Source organism: Haloterrigena alkaliphila (assembly GCF_017352155.2).
Taxonomy (GTDB): Archaea; Halobacteriota; Halobacteria; order Halobacteriales; family Natrialbaceae; genus Haloterrigena; species Haloterrigena alkaliphila.
Genome location: NZ_CP071462.1, coordinates 2,474,937 through 2,492,174, shown reverse-complemented (window position 1 = coordinate 2,492,174; position 17,238 = coordinate 2,474,937). Strand labels below are relative to the sequence as shown.

The window sequence follows — 17,238 nt, the reverse complement described above, 5'->3', positions numbered from 1 at the left end:
ACACAGTGAATGAGCGAATCGGTTGGGGAGGGTGTGGTACTCCCCGTTGCCACGACAGCAGGACGCTTCTCGAGATCGCCTCCTCGCGAGGTCACCGTTCCGTATGCGGATACCCGATAACGACGCTGTGAACTGGTGACGGTAGCACTGAAACTACGTGTCCGAACAACAGCCGCTCGGTCAACCGAATCAGCGCTCGCCTCCTATTCGTCCTGTTCGTACTCGCGCAGCACCGTCGAGACGGTGTTTTCGACTTCCTCGAGCGCGACGGCGTTTGTCTTCCTGATATCGTCTGCGTCGCGCGCCGCGCTCAGGTGCTGCAGCGCGTCGCGGAGGTGCTGTTCGGTCTCGGTCCCGTCGTCCCCACTGGCGTGGTCCCCGTTCATGATTCGATCCGGCGTTCGTAACCGACTCGAGCGGTTAAGTTCGTCGGTGGTTTGAACCGACCGATAGAGCCGTCACTCGAGCGCGTCCCGAACCGCGGCCCGCCGCTCTGCGAACGTCGCGTCGTCGAGGACCGGCGTCGCCGCGGCGGTGTCGATCTCGACGTCCGCCTCGAGATCGATCCACGCGCGACAGCCGCGGTAGCTGCCCCGCTCTTCGACGAGCGGTGGTGACGCGAGCGCCGACACCCGAAGCAACAGCACGCGCAGGTCGTCATCCGGGTCGTACTTGTCGCGCAGACCGTCGGGCGTGTAGACGTAGTGACGCGCCAGCGCCTCGAGAGCGTCACTCGAGACGGTGTACTCCTCGCGGACGTCGGCGACGGCGCGGATCGGCACGCCGGCGTCCGGCTTCGCGCTCGAGCGATGGTAATACTCCTCGTACCGGGACTGGTAGCGGGCCGGATCCTGATGGCTGTACGCCGGATAGAGGACGAACCGATCGTCGATCGTTCCAGGATCGAGCGTCGGGTGGCGGACGAGGACGGTCTGGGCGCCGTCGAGCAGGGCGTTGACGACGCCGGCGCGCTCCTTCAGCGCCGGCACCGTTTCGGTGGCGGTCGTCGCGTCGCTCATTGATCTCAGTCTCCTGAACGTGGACGATTCCCAATTCGGTTTCGGTCGCTCGAGGCCCACGGTCACCTCACCGACGGATTCAAGTCCAGTTGTGCGAACGAAAGGACAATGATGGACGGATTCGTCCTCGGCGGCGTCAGTTCCGGCGTCGGGAAGACGGTCGCGACGCTGTCGATAATTCAGGCCCTCGAGGACGCCGGCTACGCGGTCCAACCCGCCAAGGCTGGCTCGGACTTCATCGATCCGAGTCACCACGAGGCGATCGCGGGCCTGCCCTCACGGACGCTCGACCTGTGGCTCTGCGGCGAGGACGGCCTGCGGCGCAACTACCAGCGCGGCGAGGGAGACATCTGCGTCGTCGAGGGCGTCATGGGTCTTTACGACGGCGACGGCTCGAGTACGGCGATGGTCGCCGAAGCGCTCGACCTGCCGGTCGTCCTCGTGGTCGACGCCAAGGCGGGGATGGAAAGCGTCGCGGCGACCGCGCTCGGATTCCGCGAGTACGCCGAGACCATCGGCCGCGATATCGAGGTCGCCGGCGTCGTCGCCCAGCGCGCCCACGGCGGCCGTCACGAGCAAGGGATCCGCGACGCGCTGCCGGACGGCCTCGAGTTCTTCGGTCGGATTCCGCCCAATTCGGACCTCGAGATCCCCGACCGACATCTGGGCCTCGAGATGGGCGAGGAGGCGGCACTGCCGCGGGACGCGCTACGGGAGGCCGCCGAGTCGCTCGAGGCCGAACGGCTGGCCGCCGTCGCGAGCGAACCGCCCGCACCGGTGACGCCGTCGCGGACCGACGGGGCCGCCGAGCCGGTCGACGCTACCGTCGCCGTCGCCAGCGACTCCGCCTTCTGCTTCCGGTATCCGGCGACGATCGAGCGGTTCCGCGACCGGGCCGAACTCGCCACGTTCTCGCCCGTCGCGGGCGATCCCGTCCCCGACTGCGACGGCGTCTACCTCCCCGGCGGCTACCCCGAACTCCACGCGGCCGAACTCGAGTCGAGCGACGCGCTCGACGAACTCGGACGCCTCGCGAGCGAGGGCCTGCCCGTCCTCGGAGAGTGCGGCGGACTGATGGCCATGAGTCGGTCGCTGACCACCGCCGAGGGCGACCGCCACGAGATGGCCGGCATCCTGCCTGCCGACGTGACGATGCACGACCGCTATCAGGCGCTCGATCACGTCGAGTGCGAGGCCAGCGAGGGGACCCTGACCGCCCGCAGCGGCGAGTCGATTCGCGGTCACGAGTTTCACTACTCGAGCGCGGCGGTCGACGACGACGCTCGCTTCGCCTTCGAGACCGTACGGGGCGACGGGATCGACGGCGAGCACGACGGCCTGACCGAGTACGAGTCGCTGGGGACCTACGTCCACGTCCACGCCGAGAGCGGCGCGTTCGATCGGTTTCTCGAGTCGATCGCGAACTGATCTCCTCGAGTCGAGGTCGTGTTCCTCGTCGGAGTATCGAGACCACTGTACTAATAAACTATATATTGGCGCAGTATCATGCCGTATGCGGCACAGTAGTTCGGGAGATCAGTCGGTCCGCACCGACCGATCGTCCGGGGCAGCTATCGGGCTGACGCTCCCCATACGGGACTCGGAACTCTTCAAACACGGCGCCAGCCCGCACATCCTCAACTTTCTCGGTGACAATCCGGATATCGATGTCTCCATCCGTCAACTCTCCGCGGTGACGCCGATGAGCGAGCGACCCGCGAAGCCGTCAATACGCTCGAGGCCAACGAACTCGTGGAAACGTTCCACGAGGGGAACGCACGACGGGTCCACATCAACAGAACGCGACTCGACAGACCGAGCGATCCGATACAGAGCGTTCCGCAGGTCCAGTTTCGGACTCCCGTTCGAGTGGGACGACACTACATCGAAGACGAACTCGACGACGTGAAGGGAATCGTCCTCTTCGGCAGCGTCGCTCGCGGAACGGCCGACCGCCAGTCTGACATCGACCTGTGGGTTCTCGTCGGCGGCGACCACATGCAACAACGGCACAACGCAAACAAACTCGAGAAGCGGCTCGCCGACCTCCGGATTCCGCGAACAGTTGCGGCCGCAGACGCCGCGGAAGCCGACTTCGAATCGAACTGGGCGGAAATCAGGGCGCGACTCGAGGACGACGACCAGGCGTGGACCTCGGCAGAGCGGCATTCCTTCGAAATGATCGTCGAAACTCCTCGATCGATCGTCAATCAATCGGACCGAGTCGACGCCGAACGGCTATTCGGTGACGGCATTACGCTCTACTCCACGGAGACGCTCGAACGAGTCAAGTTGGAGGTTCTGCGCGATGAGTGATCCGGCCGAACTACTCGAGCGTATCGACGCCGCTGAGGACGCGTTCGGGCACGCACACGGGCGACCGACGTTCGAACCGGAGCTGAACGCAGCGTCCGACGCTGACGCCGGTGAGGTCCAGGTTCAGAAGGCGTGTCGACTCCTCGAATTGATCCACGAGATCGACGACCTCGGTGACTACTACGGTGCGATTCTAGAACACTCGTTCATCGTTATCGAACACACCTTCCAGGGATACCTGTTGGCGGTAACCGACACTGACGCGAGCGAGTTACGGGATCACACGTCCCCCTACGAATTTGCGAAAGGACAGGTCCTACTCGAGGACGAGACGATCGAGTCGCTGAAAACGCTGTACGATGCGAGACGAACGGAACACTACTACGGAACGACTGTCACGACGAAAGCGCAGGCACGGACTATGCGTTCGGTAGCGACGACCGTTCACGACCACATCGTTTCGTTCGACCACGATATCGAACGGTTCCGCCGCTGCTCCTCGTTCGAGTGAGTGGAGCAGTCCGACCGATTTCTCGAGTCGATCGCGAACTGATCGCGGGTGTCGAGGATCCGCTGCCGCGTCGATGATTCCCGACTCGACACCCTATCACGAGGTAGTATTCACGAATTCTGACGTGTAGTCAAATAGTTAACACGAATGCCGGTGTACTGTCTCTCGCATGTCCGAAACCGTCCAACGACTCGAGCCGCTGGAGCGAAGACCACTGACCGACCGCACCTGTCTCGTCACGGGATCCTCGCGCGGGATCGGCCGCGAGATCGCCTTCGAATTCGCCCGCGCCGGCGCCGACGTGGCCGTCAACTACCGCTCGGCCGAGGACCGCGCCCTCCAGGTCACGGAGACGATCGAGGAGAACGGCGAGAACGCCGTCCCCGTGCAGGCGGACATCTCCGAACCGCAGGATGTCGAGCGAATGGCCGAAACGATCCGCGAGGAACTGGGCGAGATCGACGTCCTCGTCAACAACGCGGGGATCACCATCGACCGGACGTTCGAGGACATGACCTACGAGGACTGGCAGACGGTGATCGACGTCAACCTCAACGGCACGTTCAACTGCACGAAGGCGTTCTACGAGGACATCAAGACCTCCGACCACGGTCGCCTCATCAACATCTCGAGCGTGGTCGGCCAGCAGGGCAACTACGGGCAGGCCAACTACGCGACATCGAAGGGCGGCCTCTTCGCCTTCACGCGGACGCTCGCCCTCGAGTTGGCCAGCCACGGCTCGACGGCCAACTGCGTCGCACCCGGGTTCACGGAGACGGACATGCTCGAGAAGGTCCCCGAGCGGGTCCAGGAGAAGATCCGCGAGGACATCCCGCTGGGTCGGTTCGCGACGACCGAGGACATCGTCGGGATGGTCCGGTTCCTCGTCGGCGATCAGGCGGAGTACATGACCGGTCAGGTGCTCGGGATCAACGGCGGCATGGAGTGGTAGCCTCGCGTCCCGCGCGCCGAACCTGATCGGCGCCGACCGCTCTCGACCCAGTTTTTCAGTGACCAGCGGGCAGCCGTCCGTGAGCAAATTTCGTTGGACTACCCCAACCATATCTGGGCAATTACAGTTGCCCTACTCCAAACAAAATTGTTTTAGGGGAGGCTGCTGTTGCCACGGGTGATGCCACCCATCGCGCTTCCACACGACGCGAAGGCCGGCCCGACCAAGTCGGAGGTCCGGGCCGTCGTCCGCTCGAAGCTCGCCCTCGAGCCGGACGACCACTTCGCGGAGGTCGGCTCCTGTACGGGGGCCGTCACCATCGAAGCCGCACAGCGAGCCGGGCGGGTGACCGCCCTCGAGCGGAAGGCCGACCGGCTCGAGACGACCGAGCAGAACCTCGCGGCCAACGCGGAGTCGGTACGGGCCGACGTCGAGTTGCGCAACGCGGAAGCTCCCGAAGGGCTGCCCGACGACGCCGACGCGCTGTTCCTGGGCGGGAGCCGGAACTTCGAGGCCGTCCTCGACCACGCCGTCGAGACCGCGGTCGACCGCATCGTGATGAACGTCTCGCGACTCGAGGTCGCCGGGAAGGCGACCGAAGCGTTCCGCGAGCGCCAGATTCTCGAGGAGGTCGTCCAGTTTCAGGTGAGCCACGGCTACGAGTTGGCCGGGGCGACGAGCTTTAACTCGGACAATCCGGTCTACATGCTGGTCGGGAGCGCGACGCCGGACGAAGACAATGCGGACGAAGACGGCGGCGAGAAAGTCGCAGCCGATGGAAGCGGCGAAACGACGAGAGGTGACGAGCGATGACGCTCTACGGCGTCGGACTCGGCCCCGGCGAGGCCGACCTCGTGACCGTCCGCGGGAAGGAGGTCCTCGAGCGCGCCGACGTGGTTTACTCGCCCGGTCGCCTGTCGCGATCCGTCGCGCTCGAGCACGTCGACGAGTCGAAGATCGGGGAGCTGGACTTTCCGATGACGAGAGACGAGGAGAAGCTTCGAGCGGCCTGGAAGGAGGCCGCGGCGGAGATCGCGCCGAACGCGCGCGACGGCGACGTCGCCTTCGTCACGCTGGGCGACCCGAACGTCTACTCGACGTTCGGCCACCTGCGCCGGACGATCGACGCCTTCCACCCCGACGTCGAACTGGAGATCGTCCCCGGCGTGAGCGCCGTCACGGCCTTCGCGACCGCGATGGGGGTCGAGATCGAGGCCGGCGCGGGACTGTCGCTCCGGGAGGCCGCGAACGGTGCGAGTCCCGCCGGACCGGATCGGATGATCCTGTTCAAGGTCACCGATGCGCCGGCGACCCACGAAGGGCTCCTCGAGGCCGGCTACGACGTGACCTACGGCCGGCGGCTGTTCATGGAGCAGGGCGAGACCGTAGTGACGGACGACCCCGAGGCAATCGACGAGCGGGACTATTACACCCTCGCATACGCCGAGAAGGCGGATCTCGAGGTCGAGCAGGCGACCAAGGCGTTCCTCGAGGACGAAGACGGCGATGGGACTGCGAGCGATGGGACCGACGACGCGACCTCGAGCGACGGGACCGGTGAGGCGAGCGACGACGAATCGGCGACGAGCAGCGAGCCCGTCGCAGACGGCGGGGCCGTCGTTACCGAAGAGATCGCCGAGGGCTGTGCGCACGGCGACTGTGGAGGCCACCGATGACCGACGACACGCAGAACGACCCACAAGACGCGATCGATTCCCAGGGCGAACGGCGCCGCGAGGAACTCGACGACCGGATCTTCGAGCACAGCGCCGGCGACGAACAGGAGGGGATCCCCTTCGTCGGCGCCGGCCCCGGCAACCCGCGGTTGCTGACCGTCGCCGGAAAGGAACTGCTCGAGGCGGCCGACCTCGTGGTCCACGCGGGCTCGCTGGTCAACAGCGAACTGTTGGACGAGTACTGCGGCCACGCCGAGTTGGTCAATTCGGTGGGCAAGGACCTCGAGGAACTGATCCCCCTGATGCGGGACGCCTACGAGGAGGGCCGGAACGTGGTCCGCCTGCACAGCGGCGATCCCGCGATCTACGGGGCGGCGCTCGAGCAGATGGACGCGCTCGAACACGAGGGCGTCCCGACCTACTTCGTCCCGGGCGTCACGTCCGCTTTTGCCGCGAGCGCGACGCTGCGGACCCAGTTGACGCTCAACGAGGTCTCGAATCACGTCGCGTTCACTCGGCCGCAGGGGAAGACCCTGAGCCCGGAGGAGGACCACATCTCCGACTTCGTCGAGATGGGCGACGTGACGACCTGCATCTACCTCGGGACCCACGCGGTCCGCGATACGATGGATCGGTTGCTCGAGGACGGTCACGACCCCGAGACGCCGGTCGCGGTGATCTACCACGCCTCGTGGCCGGATGAGGACGTCATTATCGGTTCAGTTGAGAATATCGCCGACAAGGTCGAAGAAGCCGGTTACCGGGCGTCGGCGCTGGTCGTCATCGGCGACGCCGTGACCGGCGCGGGCTACGAGCGCTCCTTCCTCTACGGCGACTGGGCTAATCGGGGTTCTCCGGAAAGTTCGGCTGAAACGGAGGCGGGCGATGACTGAAACGCAGTGCAATGGCCGCAAACACGGTGAAAGCCCCCAGCCCCGTCGACTCGGGGGGCTCGCTGCGCGCCTCGGTCAGTCGCAGGGCTCCCTCCCTGCGGTGCTTGCGTCGCCCGCCTTCGCCGACGGGACTGGCCCCTTTCAGTCCCACCCCCGTGGTGGTCTGAACGGGTCGAAAGAACGTGGACAGGACGATTTCGCTACGAGTACGACGGAGGTTTCAGCATGAGTTCAGGAACTGAGAACACGGACACGACGAACGAATCGGATTCCGACGGCGGCCACTGTGCGACGCCGGATTCGGACGGCGAGGTCGCGGAGGAGATCGCGATTATCTCCTTCGGCCGGAAGATGAACACCGCCGAGGAGATCAAGGCAGAGATCGGCGATCGCTACGAGGCGATCGACATCATCGAGTACCACGGCGACGTCTTCGAGGAGCACTGGGGCGAGTACGACTGCTTCATCGGTCTCATGGCCTCGGGCATCGCGATGCGGAAGACGGCCCACCTGCTCGACGACAAGTGGGACGACCCCGCGATCTGCGTCGTCGACGAGGAACTGACGTGGGCCATCCCGATCACCGGCGGCCACCACGGCGCGAATCAGGTCGCACAGGATCTCGCGACGATGGGGGCCGTCCCGGCGATGACCACCGCTTCGGAGGCGGCCGGCAAGCAGGGCGTCGAGTCCAAGGCGAAGGCGATGGACGCCCACGTCGTCAACGGCGACTCGACCGTGAAGACGAACCTCGCCGTCCTCGACGAGAACCTCGGCCCCGTGGCCCGGCTCGACGGCCCCAAAGCCGTCCTCGTCGGCGACGACGTGACGGTGCTCAAGCGCAACAAAGACGACGGCGTCGTCCTCGGTACCGGAAGCGTTTCGGGGGCCAGCAAGGACGCCTTCCTCGAGGCCTGGGAGGAGGCCCTCGAGCGGACCGACTACGGCTTCGACGACGTGGAGTTCGTCGGCACCGCGACGCGAAAGGAAGACGAGGAGGGACTGCTCGAGGCCGCCCAGGAACTCGATCTCGGAGTGGTCGCCTTCGACAAGGAGACCCTGCTCGAGCACGAGGGGCCGACGCCGTCGAAATCGAAGGAGCTGATCGGCTGGCCGGGCGTCTCCGAGGCCTCCGCCATCGCGGGTGGCCGTGAACAGGAACTGGTCCTCGAGAAGATCAGCTACGAAAACGAGGTCACGGTGGCGATCGGCCGATGAGTTCGGGCGCCGAATCGACCGGCGCGACGACTGGAGGTACCCCCGACGATCACGGCACCCTCTACGTCGTCGGCATCGGCCCCGGCCTCCCCGACCACATGACCAAGCGAGCGAAGGAGGTCATCGAGTCCGCGGACGTGGTCATCGCCTCGAGCCTCTACCAGGAGTTCCTCCGGGCCGACGGGACGATCCCCTCGGAGAAGCAGACGGACGAAGACGGGGTCGCGACTCGAGACGACGGCTTCGAGCAGGAGATCGTCCGTTCGACGATGGGCCGCCAGATCGAACTCGCCCGCGCGGCGTTCGACTACGTCCGCGAGGGGAAAGACGTGGCTCACGTTTCGGGCGGCGACCCGTCGGTCTACGGCAAGTCGGACCTGATCTTCAAGATGGCCGAGGAGGAGGACGCGACGGACATCCCGATCGAGATCGTTCCCGGCCTGACGGCGGCACTCGGTGGGTCAGCCAACGTCGGCGCGCCGCTGTGCAACGACTTCTGTACGGTCTCACTCTCGGACAAGTGGCGCGGCTGGGACGAGATCGAGGAAAAACTGCGTGCCGCAGCGATCTCGGACTTCGTGATCGTCCTCTACAACTGCTGGCGCAACTACGAGCAGGCCGTCGAGATCGTCCGCGAGGAGCGAACCGACGACGCCTACGTGGCCATCGTCAACGACGCCGGCCGCGAGGACGCCGGCCGCAACGGCGAGAGCCAGTTCATCACCACCCTCGGCGAGGCCGCCGATCACGACGACAAGGTCTCCGGCATGGGCACCTCGCTGATCATCGGCAACCACGAGACCGAAACGTGGAGTAACGACGACCGAACGTACCTCGTCACCCCGCGCGGCGGGCGTGACGTCGACGACTTCTGATACCACAATGAGTACTGACACCGACGCAGACGCCGACGCCGAATCGACTTCCAAATGCGGTGCGTCCACGACCGACGACGAAACCGAGACGTCGAGCACCTCCAAATGCGGGGCCTCGAGTAGCACTACCGAAGCCTCGAGCTCCGGCTCGAAATGCGGTGCGTCCTCGAGCGATACGGGCGACTCGAGTAGCTCCACGTGCGGTGCCTCCTCGAGTTCCTCGTCGTCCTCGAGTTGCGGCGCCTCGAGTTCCGACGACGACTCGAGTAGCAACGAAAAGGAGGTCGGCGCCACCATCGAAGATTTCGACGCCGAACCCGGTCAGCTGATCGCCGTCGGACTCGGCCCCGGCCACCCGGAGGGGATGACCGAGCGCGCCAAGGACGCGCTGCTCGAGGCCGACCACATCGTCGGCTACACGACGTACATCGAACTGATTCCGGACGAGATCACCGAACAGGCCGACGAGATCTACGACACCCCGATGTGCGGCGAGGTCTCCCGCACCGAGGAGTCGATCGACCGCGCGCTGGCGGGCAACGACGTCGCCATCGTCGGCAGCGGCGACCCCAACGTCTACGCGCTGGCGGGGCTGGCGCTCGAGATCCTCGAGTCGAAGAGCGCAACGGCCTCGATGGTCGATTTCGAAGTCGTGCCGGGCGTCCCCGCGGCGCAGTCCTGCGCGGCTCGCCTCGGTGCCCCCCTCGTGAACGACACCGTCTCCGTATCGCTGTCGGACCACCTCGTGCCGATGCCCGAGATCGAGTCGCGGCTCCACTCCGTCGCGAGCGAGAACTTCACGATCACCATCTACAACCCCTGGAGCCGCAAGCGCCGGGAGAACTTCCAGAAGGCCTGCGAGATCCTGCTGACCCACCGCGACCCCGACACGCCGGTCGGCATCGTCCACGGCGCCGGCCGCGAGGACGAACAGGTGATGATCACCGAACTCGCCGAACTCGAGGAGCTCGGCGAGAGCGAGATCATCGACATGACGACGACGATCGTCGTCGGCACCGAGGACACCTACGTCTGGGACGACCGGATGGTCACGCCTCGAGGCTACGAGACGAAGTACGATTACTAACGATGCCACGATACGAAGTCACCATCGAGAAGGACGCCTGCGACGGCATCTTCGCCTGCCTGACCCGCGACCCGCGGTTCGTCGAGGGTGAGGACGGCCTCGCGACGATCGATCCCGGCGCGGACCCGGTCTACGACTGCGAGGGCGAAGTGACGGACACCACCGAGCGCGTCGTCGCGACGTTCGACGACGACCGCATCGGCGAGGCCCAGCAGGCCGCCGCGGCCTGTCCGACGGACGCGATCATCGTCGAGGAGGTGGGCGAATGAGCGAGAGTCGGCCGAAATCCGACGGTGAGGCCGCGGCGGAAGAGTCGCTCGAGATCGCGGTCCCGTCCGATCCGCTCGCGGGCCACCCCGCTACGGCGTACTTCTGGGGCCACGTCGCCGGCAGTGGTGACGTTTCCGACGACCGCATCGAGGTCGTCGCCAACGACGAGGAATCGGCGCAGGTGCTGGCCGCCGTCGCCGGCGGCGACCTCGAGCACGAGACGACGACGCGCGACTACGCCCACGATACGTCGATCACGCGGACGGAGGACGAGTACACGCTGACGATCGGCGACGACGATGAAACGGGCCTCTTGGGGCGAAGCGGCGCGCTCGGCCTGCCCGTCGACGGCCGCGGCAACTACCGCTTCGGCGCGTTCTCCGAGTACGACCGGGAACTCCTGCGGGGCCTGCTCGAGGGCTGTGGCACCGTCTGCTTCAAGTCCTCGAGCGGCACCGTCGGGATCTCGTTCGTTCACGACGACGCGGACCTGCTCGAACTCGCACAGGAACTGATCGCCGATTGTCCGGTCGAAGCGCCCTTCGACGACCTCTCGGAGACCTCGTCGGGCGGCTACTGGTTCGGCGTCGACGACGACGCCGCGCCCGCGTTCGGCACGTGGCTCTACGAGGACTGCGAGGCGACCGGCCTGTTCGCGCCGAGTCGCCGGCGCAAGTTGGAGCGCAGCCTCGAGCAGGCCGACGCCTACGACGAGTGATCGACTGAGCCCCACCATGAGTACACCCGACGACTCCACGTCCGCGCCCGCGGCCGCGTTCGACGACGAGGCCGTCCTGCTGGTAGGCCACGGCTCCAGGCGCGAGAAGTCCAACGAACAGGTCCGCGAACTGGCCGCCGACCTCGAGTCCCGGCTCGGCATCCCGGTCGACGCCGCCTTCCTCGAACTCGCGGAGCCGGCCATCGACGAGGCCTTCGACGCGCTCGAACCGATCGCCTCACAGGTGACCGTCGTCCACTGCTCGCTGTTCGCCGCGAGCCACGTCAAAAACGACGTGCCGCTGGCGATCGAGCAGGCTCGGGCGACCCACGACATCGAGATCAACAACGGCGCGCATCTGGGGATCCATCCCGCAATCGTGGACCTGCTGGACGACCGCGCAGCCGCGGTCGAGGATCAACTGGGCGTCGACCGCGAGGCGGACGACGTCGCCGTCGTCCTCTGTGGCCGCGGCTCGAGCGATCCGGACGCTAACGGCGACGTACACAAGCTGGCCCGCCTGCTCTACGAGGGCCGCGCGTTCGACCGCCTGGAGGCATCGTTCATCGGCGTCACGGAGCCGACGCTCGAGGACACGCTCCACGGACTCTCGAAGCACCGCCCCGATGCCGTCGTCGTCCTGCCGTACATGCTCGGCGACGGCGTCCTCACCCAGCGGGTCCGGGACTGGACGGACGACTTCGACGACGACTACCCGTACGTCGACGCGCTGGCCGGCGATCCGCTGGGGACCGACTCCCGACTGCTGGACGTCTTCGCCGACCGCTGGCAGGAGGCCCGCACGGAGAGCGTCGAGATGTCCTGTGACACGTGCAAGTACAAGGTCGACCTCGAGGGCTACGAGGAGGACGTCGGCGGCGCGCGAGCCATGCTGCGCGCGCTGGCCCATCAGGAGGCCCACGCCGACCGGGAGGACGTCGACGACGAACCCCACACGCACGACGCGCTCGAAAAGCACGTCGCGGTCTGTACCAACCAGACGTGTGCGAAGATGGGGTCGCCAGCGGTCCTCGAGCGACTCCGACAGGAGGCCCGCGATTCCGAGCACTGCGACGCCCGCATCACGCGTTCCTCCTGCCTCGGCCGGTGCGGCGACGGACCGATGGTCGCCGTCTACCCGGACGGGATCTGGTACGGAGACGTGGCGAGCGAGGACGCGGAACGGATCGTCGGCGACCACCTCGATCGGGATCGGATCGTGAGCGACCTCGTCGACCAAACGCTGTAGCGGACCGAATCGACCATCGAGACACGCGAAACGAAAGACACGAAACCGATAATCCACTACGTATACCCATGAGCTGCCACGAAATCGAAGCGTTACGACTCGGACTGATGACCGTCCTCGGCGTCGGGGACGACAGCGCCCGCGACCACGCGGAGAAGGAACTCGAGGGTCACCTCGAGGGGCCGATCGAGGGGCTCGCCAACGCCGAGAGCCTCGCGGAGATCGAGCGCCACCTCGACGCGACCCTCGTCGATCTGGAGGAAGAGGTGGCCGCGATGGACAGCGACGACCCCGAGTACGACTACACGCGCGGGCGCCTGCTGGCGGTTCGCGACGCCGAACGTGCAGTCCAGCGCCTGAGCGCGCAGGGCGAGAGCATCGTCGACGGCCTCGGCGACGCCCACGACACCCTCCACGAGACCTTCCCGGTCGAGGACTGACTATGTCCGAAGCTGCAGACGTCGACCGCGGCGAGGACGGTGACGGCAGACTCGAATTCCGGTCGGTCCCGCTCGGCGATATCGAGACGGCCCGGAGCCGCCACATGTGGACTCGCTCGGCGGTCCACGTCGCCGACGGGGGCGACCTGGTCGTCACCGGCGAGTGGGACGGAACGGTTACGGCCCGTGAGAGCGACTCGCTCGAGGCCCGCTGGACGACCGACCATCCAGATCACGCGGTCGGCATCACGACGCTCGAGGGGAGCGGTGCCGAGAGTAGCAACGCCGATAGTGACGGCGACACCGCAGAGACGGTCGTCGTCGCCGGCCGCGGCGAGACCGGCACCGTCGCGGCCTACGACGCTGCGACGGGGGACCAGCGCTGGCGGTACGACACCGTCGACGACCTCGGCGAGGCCGTCAAGGACACCGTGTTTTACCTGCCCTACGTGGTCAGTCTCGAGACCGGCAGCGACGGCGACACCCTCTACGCGGCCGCGCGTCGGTACGAGCGCGACGGCGAGGTGCGGCGGTGGCACAGCACCGTCTACGCGTTCGACGCCGACGGTACCGTTCGCTGGCGCTACGAGACCGACGCGTCACCGATCGCGATCGATCTCGACGCCGACGGCGAGCGACTGGCGGTCGGCTACAACCGCTGTATGGGCGACCACGACACCGGTCTCGTCGTCCTCGAAGCCGAGACGGGCGACCTCGAGTGGACCTGGGACCCCGGAACGGAGGGCGACCGCCGCGTCGGCGACGTCTCGTTCGACGGCGAAACGCTCGCGGTCTCGAGCCACGGCGACAAGCGCGGCTACCTGCTGGGTCCCGGCGGCACCGAGCGCTGGCGCGTCGACCTCGCGGTCGAGACCGAGATGGATGGCGAGACGCTCTACGCCTACCCGAATCACGTCTCGGCGGCCGACGGACGGGTGACGTTCGTCACCGGTAACACCTACGCCGAGGAGAGCCGCGAGACCGAGGGGCGCCACCCGAACGAGCACCGAATCGCGACGTTCGACGCCGACGGCGAGGTGGCGTGGGACGCCCAGGTGCGGGGCTTCGTCCACGGCCTCGCGACCGGCGGCGAGACGATCGCTGCGCCCTGCGCACAGAACTTCCGGGTTCGCGATCCCGAAACGCACGCCGTCCGCTGGTTCGAGCGTGAATCGGGACCGCAGGGACTCGAGCGACTCGAGGGCATCGCGACCGCCGCAGCGGCCGACGACGGGACGCTCGCAGCGATCGAAGAACCCGTCGAGTACCACGACGATGGCGAGACGCGCGGCGAGTACGCGCTCCACGTGGCCGCGCTCGAGTAGCGGTCCGCCGCGATCGCGTCGTTCGATCGCCGGCTTCGAAATTTCCGGTTTGTCGTCACGTAACGTCGGAATCCGCCTCGGACTGCTGACACGGGTGAAAGTCGCACACGCAAGGGAAATCACCACAACGCTGACTCCCGTCTTTTTCGTATATAATGACAAACGGTTTAGAAGATGATGGTTCCGAGGAGAGTTCCGATCCCGTGGAGGTCGCGGACGCCTCGAGCGATCGTCACGACGGTGAGCACGCGGAGCGATCGGGCCGCAGGATTATGACCGATGGCGGCCAGGCAGAGATGGCTGAGGAGAGCGACGACGAGGACTCGAGTGGTGATGCCGACGAAGCGTCGGCAGCCGACACGGAAGGTGCTGACGCCGAAGAAGCGGAAGAAGAGGACGAAGAGGCGGAGGAAGAGGAAGCCGAAGACGAAGAGGCAGAGGAAGAGGAAGCCGAAGAAGAGGAGGCCGAAGACGAAGAGGCTGAAGAAGAGGAAGCCGAAGACGAAGAGGCAGAGGAAGAGGAAGCCGAAGACGAAGAGGCAGAGGAAGAGGAAGCCGAAGACGAAGAGGCAGAGGAAGAGGAAGCCGAAGACGAAGAGGCAGAGGAAGAGGAAGCCGAAGACGAAGAGGCAGAGGAAGAGGAAGCCGAAGACGAAGAGGCAGAGGAAGAGGAAGCCGAAGACGAAGAGGCAGAGGAAGAGGAAGCCGAAGACGAAGAGGCAGAGGAAGAGGAAGCCGAAGACGAAGAGGCAGAGGAAGAGGAAGCCGAAGACGAAGAGGCTGAAGAGGAGGAAGCTGAGGACGAAGAGGCTGAAGAGGAGGAAGCTGAGGACGAAGAGGCTGAAGAGGAGGAAGCTGAGGACGAAGAGGCTGAAGAGGAGGAAGCCGAGGACGAAGAGGAGGAAGCCGAGGACGAAGAGGAAGAAGCCGAAGACGAAGAGGAAGAAGCCGAAGACGAAGAGGCTGAAGAAGAGGAAGCTGAAGAAGAGGAACAGGACGTCGGAGACGATACCGGTGACCTCACCGAGGACAAGCGCGAGGAAGGACACGCCGAGGACGCCGAAAAGGTCTACGAGGGCGACGACGCGTCCGGCGTCCTCCATCTCGATCTCGACGGCCTCTTCCTCGATCTGCTCGGCCTCGAGGTCAACCTGAACCCGCTCCAGCTCGACGTGTCGGCCCGTCCGGGCGGAAACAACCTCCTCGGGAACCTGTTGTCCGCCGTGACGGGGCTACTGGACGGCCCCGGTGCAATGATCGACAAGGCGAAAGAGCTCCTGAGCAAGCCGGTCGAGCTTCTCAAGAAAGTCCCCGGCAAGGCGAAAGAGCTCCTGAGCAAGCCGATCGAGCTTCTCAAGAAGGCCCCCGGCAAGGCGAAAGAGATGCTCAGCGGACTCCTCGAGAAGCCCAAGGAGTTCCTCAGCGGGTTGCTGAGCAAGCCGAAGGAACTGTTCGACAAGCTGCTGGGGATGCTGGGACTCGGCGGCGAGGAAGAAGCCGAAGGCGAGGAGGAGGCCGAAGCCGAAGAGGGCGAAGAAGAGGAAGAAGCGGACTCCGGTGGCCGGATCTCCTCGGCCGTCAGCTGGGTGAAGGGAATGCTCGGCAAGCCGGTCGAGTGGATCCGCGGGCTCTTCGGCAGCGGAGACGAGGAGGAAGCGCCGGACGAGGAAGAAGCGGCCGAAGCCGAAGAAGAGGAAGCGCCGGACGAAGCGGAGGGAGAAGGAGAAGGCGAAGAGACACCGGACGAAGCGGAGGAGGGAGAAGGAGAAGGCGAAGAGACACCGGACGAAGCGGAGGAGGGAGAAGAAGAAGAAGGCGAAGAGACACCGGACGAAGCGGAGGAGGGAGAAGAAGAAGAAGGCGAAGAGACGCCGGACGAAGCGGAGGAGGACGAGGAAGCGACCGAATCGCCGAGTCCGATCTCCGCAGCCAGCGACCGGGCGAAGGAGGGTCTCGCCGGACTCGTACCGAGCTTGCCGGTCGAGGACTTCGTGGCGACGGTCGTCAGCGAGGTGCTCGAGCAGTTAATTGAGCAGCTAGAACCCGACGAGGAGCAGGAAGGGGCCAGTGACCAATCCGACGCGACAGCGGAGGCAGCCTAACGATGAGTGGAGAATCCGAATCCGAGTCCGAATCAATGGCACAGCGAATCGACTACGGGAAGATCACCGAGAACATCGACATCAACGAGCTGATCGAGGGTACCCAGTGGGAAGACGAGATCGACGAGGACAAGCCCCTCGGCGAGGCGCTGGGCGCCCAGATCGGCGCGCTCGTCGGCCGGAAGATCGGCGAATCCATCGGCCGGACGATCGGCGACATGGTCGTCGACGAACTGCTCGGCGGCGCGGACGAACTCGAGGAGGAGGCCGAGGGCGAGGACCTCGAGGAAGATGCCGAAGAAGACGAAGTTCAGGAGGAAGCCGAGGACGAGGAGGACGCCTCCGAAGACGCCGACGAGTCGGCGGAGGAGGACACCGAGACCGAATCCGACGACGAGGAAGGGGACGACGAATCCGCGGACGACGGGGAAGACGAGGAGTCCGATGCGTCCGACGACGAAGGCGGTGACGACGAACAGGCCGACGAAAGCGAGGACGACGCCGCGGCGGACGACGGGGGCGGCGACGAAGCCGACGCCGACGGCGAGGACGAAGAGGCCGAAGCGGCCGAATCCGAGGAGGACTGA

General features: G+C 65.8%; 19 protein-coding genes. 17 read left to right on the top strand and 2 right to left on the bottom strand.

The features are described from left to right. Positions 1-203: 203 nt before the first annotated feature. The gene (locus tag J0X25_RS30975) at positions 204-386 is read right to left on the bottom strand and encodes a hypothetical protein (RefSeq protein WP_207287764.1); all 183 of its coding nucleotides are present in this window, start codon (positions 384-386) and stop codon (positions 204-206) included. A 72-nt stretch (positions 387-458) separates the two neighbouring features. Then, positions 459-1,019 carry a DUF1802 family protein gene (locus tag J0X25_RS30970; protein WP_207287763.1) on the bottom strand — a complete coding sequence of 187 codons (561 nt, stop codon included), beginning with the start codon at positions 1,017-1,019 and terminating at the stop codon, positions 459-461. Between the two features lie 111 nt (positions 1,020-1,130). On the opposite strand from J0X25_RS30970, the gene J0X25_RS30965 reads away from it, so the two are divergent. The 17 genes from J0X25_RS30965 (at position 1,131) to J0X25_RS30885 (ending at position 17,238) form a co-directional block, all read left to right on the top strand. Beyond that, the gene (locus tag J0X25_RS30965; RefSeq protein ID WP_207290902.1) at positions 1,131-2,447 is read left to right on the top strand and encodes a cobyrinic acid a,c-diamide synthase; all 1,317 of its coding nucleotides are present in this window, start codon (positions 1,131-1,133) and stop codon (positions 2,445-2,447) included. 441 nt (positions 2,448-2,888) lie between these two features. After that, on the top strand, positions 2,889-3,335 hold the full coding sequence (locus tag J0X25_RS30960) for a nucleotidyltransferase domain-containing protein (protein ID WP_207287762.1): 447 nt from the start codon (positions 2,889-2,891) through the stop codon (positions 3,333-3,335). Further along, on the top strand, positions 3,328-3,846 hold the full coding sequence (locus tag J0X25_RS30955; RefSeq protein WP_207287761.1) for a DUF8154 family protein: 519 nt from the start codon (positions 3,328-3,330) through the stop codon (positions 3,844-3,846). Before J0X25_RS30960 ends, J0X25_RS30955 begins: the two co-directional genes overlap by 8 nt. A gap of 169 nt (positions 3,847-4,015) precedes the next feature. Next, positions 4,016-4,798, top strand: a complete 783-nt coding sequence (locus J0X25_RS30950) for a 3-oxoacyl-ACP reductase family protein (RefSeq protein ID WP_207287760.1) — start codon at positions 4,016-4,018, stop codon at positions 4,796-4,798. Between the two features lie 180 nt (positions 4,799-4,978). Then, complete coding sequence (cbiT, locus tag J0X25_RS30945; protein ID WP_207287759.1) at positions 4,979-5,611, top strand: precorrin-6Y C5,15-methyltransferase (decarboxylating) subunit CbiT; 633 nt, start codon at positions 4,979-4,981, stop codon at positions 5,609-5,611. Then, positions 5,608-6,474: a cobalt-factor II C(20)-methyltransferase gene (locus J0X25_RS30940; RefSeq protein ID WP_207287758.1), complete on the top strand. Its 867-nt coding sequence runs from the start codon at positions 5,608-5,610 to the stop codon at positions 6,472-6,474. Before cbiT ends, J0X25_RS30940 begins: the two co-directional genes overlap by 4 nt. Further along, on the top strand, positions 6,471-7,367 hold the full coding sequence (locus J0X25_RS30935; RefSeq protein ID WP_207287757.1) for a cobalt-precorrin-4/precorrin-4 C(11)-methyltransferase: 897 nt from the start codon (positions 6,471-6,473) through the stop codon (positions 7,365-7,367). Before J0X25_RS30940 ends, J0X25_RS30935 begins: the two co-directional genes overlap by 4 nt. A gap of 225 nt (positions 7,368-7,592) precedes the next feature. Continuing rightward, positions 7,593-8,585: a cobalt-precorrin 5A hydrolase gene (gene cbiG, locus J0X25_RS30930; RefSeq protein ID WP_207287756.1), complete on the top strand. Its 993-nt coding sequence runs from the start codon at positions 7,593-7,595 to the stop codon at positions 8,583-8,585. Next, entirely contained in the window at positions 8,582-9,460 is an 879-nt protein-coding gene (locus tag J0X25_RS30925) for a precorrin-3B C(17)-methyltransferase (RefSeq protein WP_207287755.1), read from the top strand. The genes cbiG and J0X25_RS30925 overlap by 4 nt, the downstream gene beginning before the upstream one ends. A gap of 7 nt (positions 9,461-9,467) precedes the next feature. Further along, a complete protein-coding gene (gene cobJ / locus J0X25_RS30920) occupies positions 9,468-10,547 on the top strand; it encodes a precorrin-3B C(17)-methyltransferase (protein WP_207287754.1) in 1,080 nt (359 codons plus the stop codon). Positions 10,548-10,549: 2 nt separating this feature from the next. Beyond that, positions 10,550-10,816: a ferredoxin gene (locus J0X25_RS30915; RefSeq protein ID WP_207287753.1), complete on the top strand. Its 267-nt coding sequence runs from the start codon at positions 10,550-10,552 to the stop codon at positions 10,814-10,816. Further along, positions 10,813-11,535, top strand: coding sequence for a cobalamin biosynthesis protein (locus tag J0X25_RS30910; protein WP_207287752.1), 723 nt, complete (start codon positions 10,813-10,815; stop codon positions 11,533-11,535). Before J0X25_RS30915 ends, J0X25_RS30910 begins: the two co-directional genes overlap by 4 nt. A gap of 16 nt (positions 11,536-11,551) precedes the next feature. Then, a complete protein-coding gene (locus J0X25_RS30905) occupies positions 11,552-12,784 on the top strand; it encodes a CbiX/SirB N-terminal domain-containing protein (protein ID WP_207287751.1) in 1,233 nt (410 codons plus the stop codon). 68 nt (positions 12,785-12,852) lie between these two features. Further along, positions 12,853-13,224 (top strand): DUF3209 family protein, encoded by a 372-nt coding sequence (locus J0X25_RS30900; protein ID WP_207287750.1) that lies wholly within the window; start codon positions 12,853-12,855, stop codon positions 13,222-13,224. 2 nt (positions 13,225-13,226) lie between these two features. Further along, positions 13,227-14,549, top strand: a complete 1,323-nt coding sequence (locus J0X25_RS30895) for an outer membrane protein assembly factor BamB family protein (RefSeq protein ID WP_207287749.1) — start codon at positions 13,227-13,229, stop codon at positions 14,547-14,549. A gap of 155 nt (positions 14,550-14,704) precedes the next feature. Then, positions 14,705-16,651 carry a DNA primase gene (locus J0X25_RS30890; RefSeq protein ID WP_225896654.1) on the top strand — a complete coding sequence of 649 codons (1,947 nt, stop codon included), beginning with the start codon at positions 14,705-14,707 and terminating at the stop codon, positions 16,649-16,651. A gap of 35 nt (positions 16,652-16,686) precedes the next feature. Beyond that, positions 16,687-17,238 (top strand): hypothetical protein, encoded by a 552-nt coding sequence (locus J0X25_RS30885; protein WP_225896653.1) that lies wholly within the window; start codon positions 16,687-16,689, stop codon positions 17,236-17,238.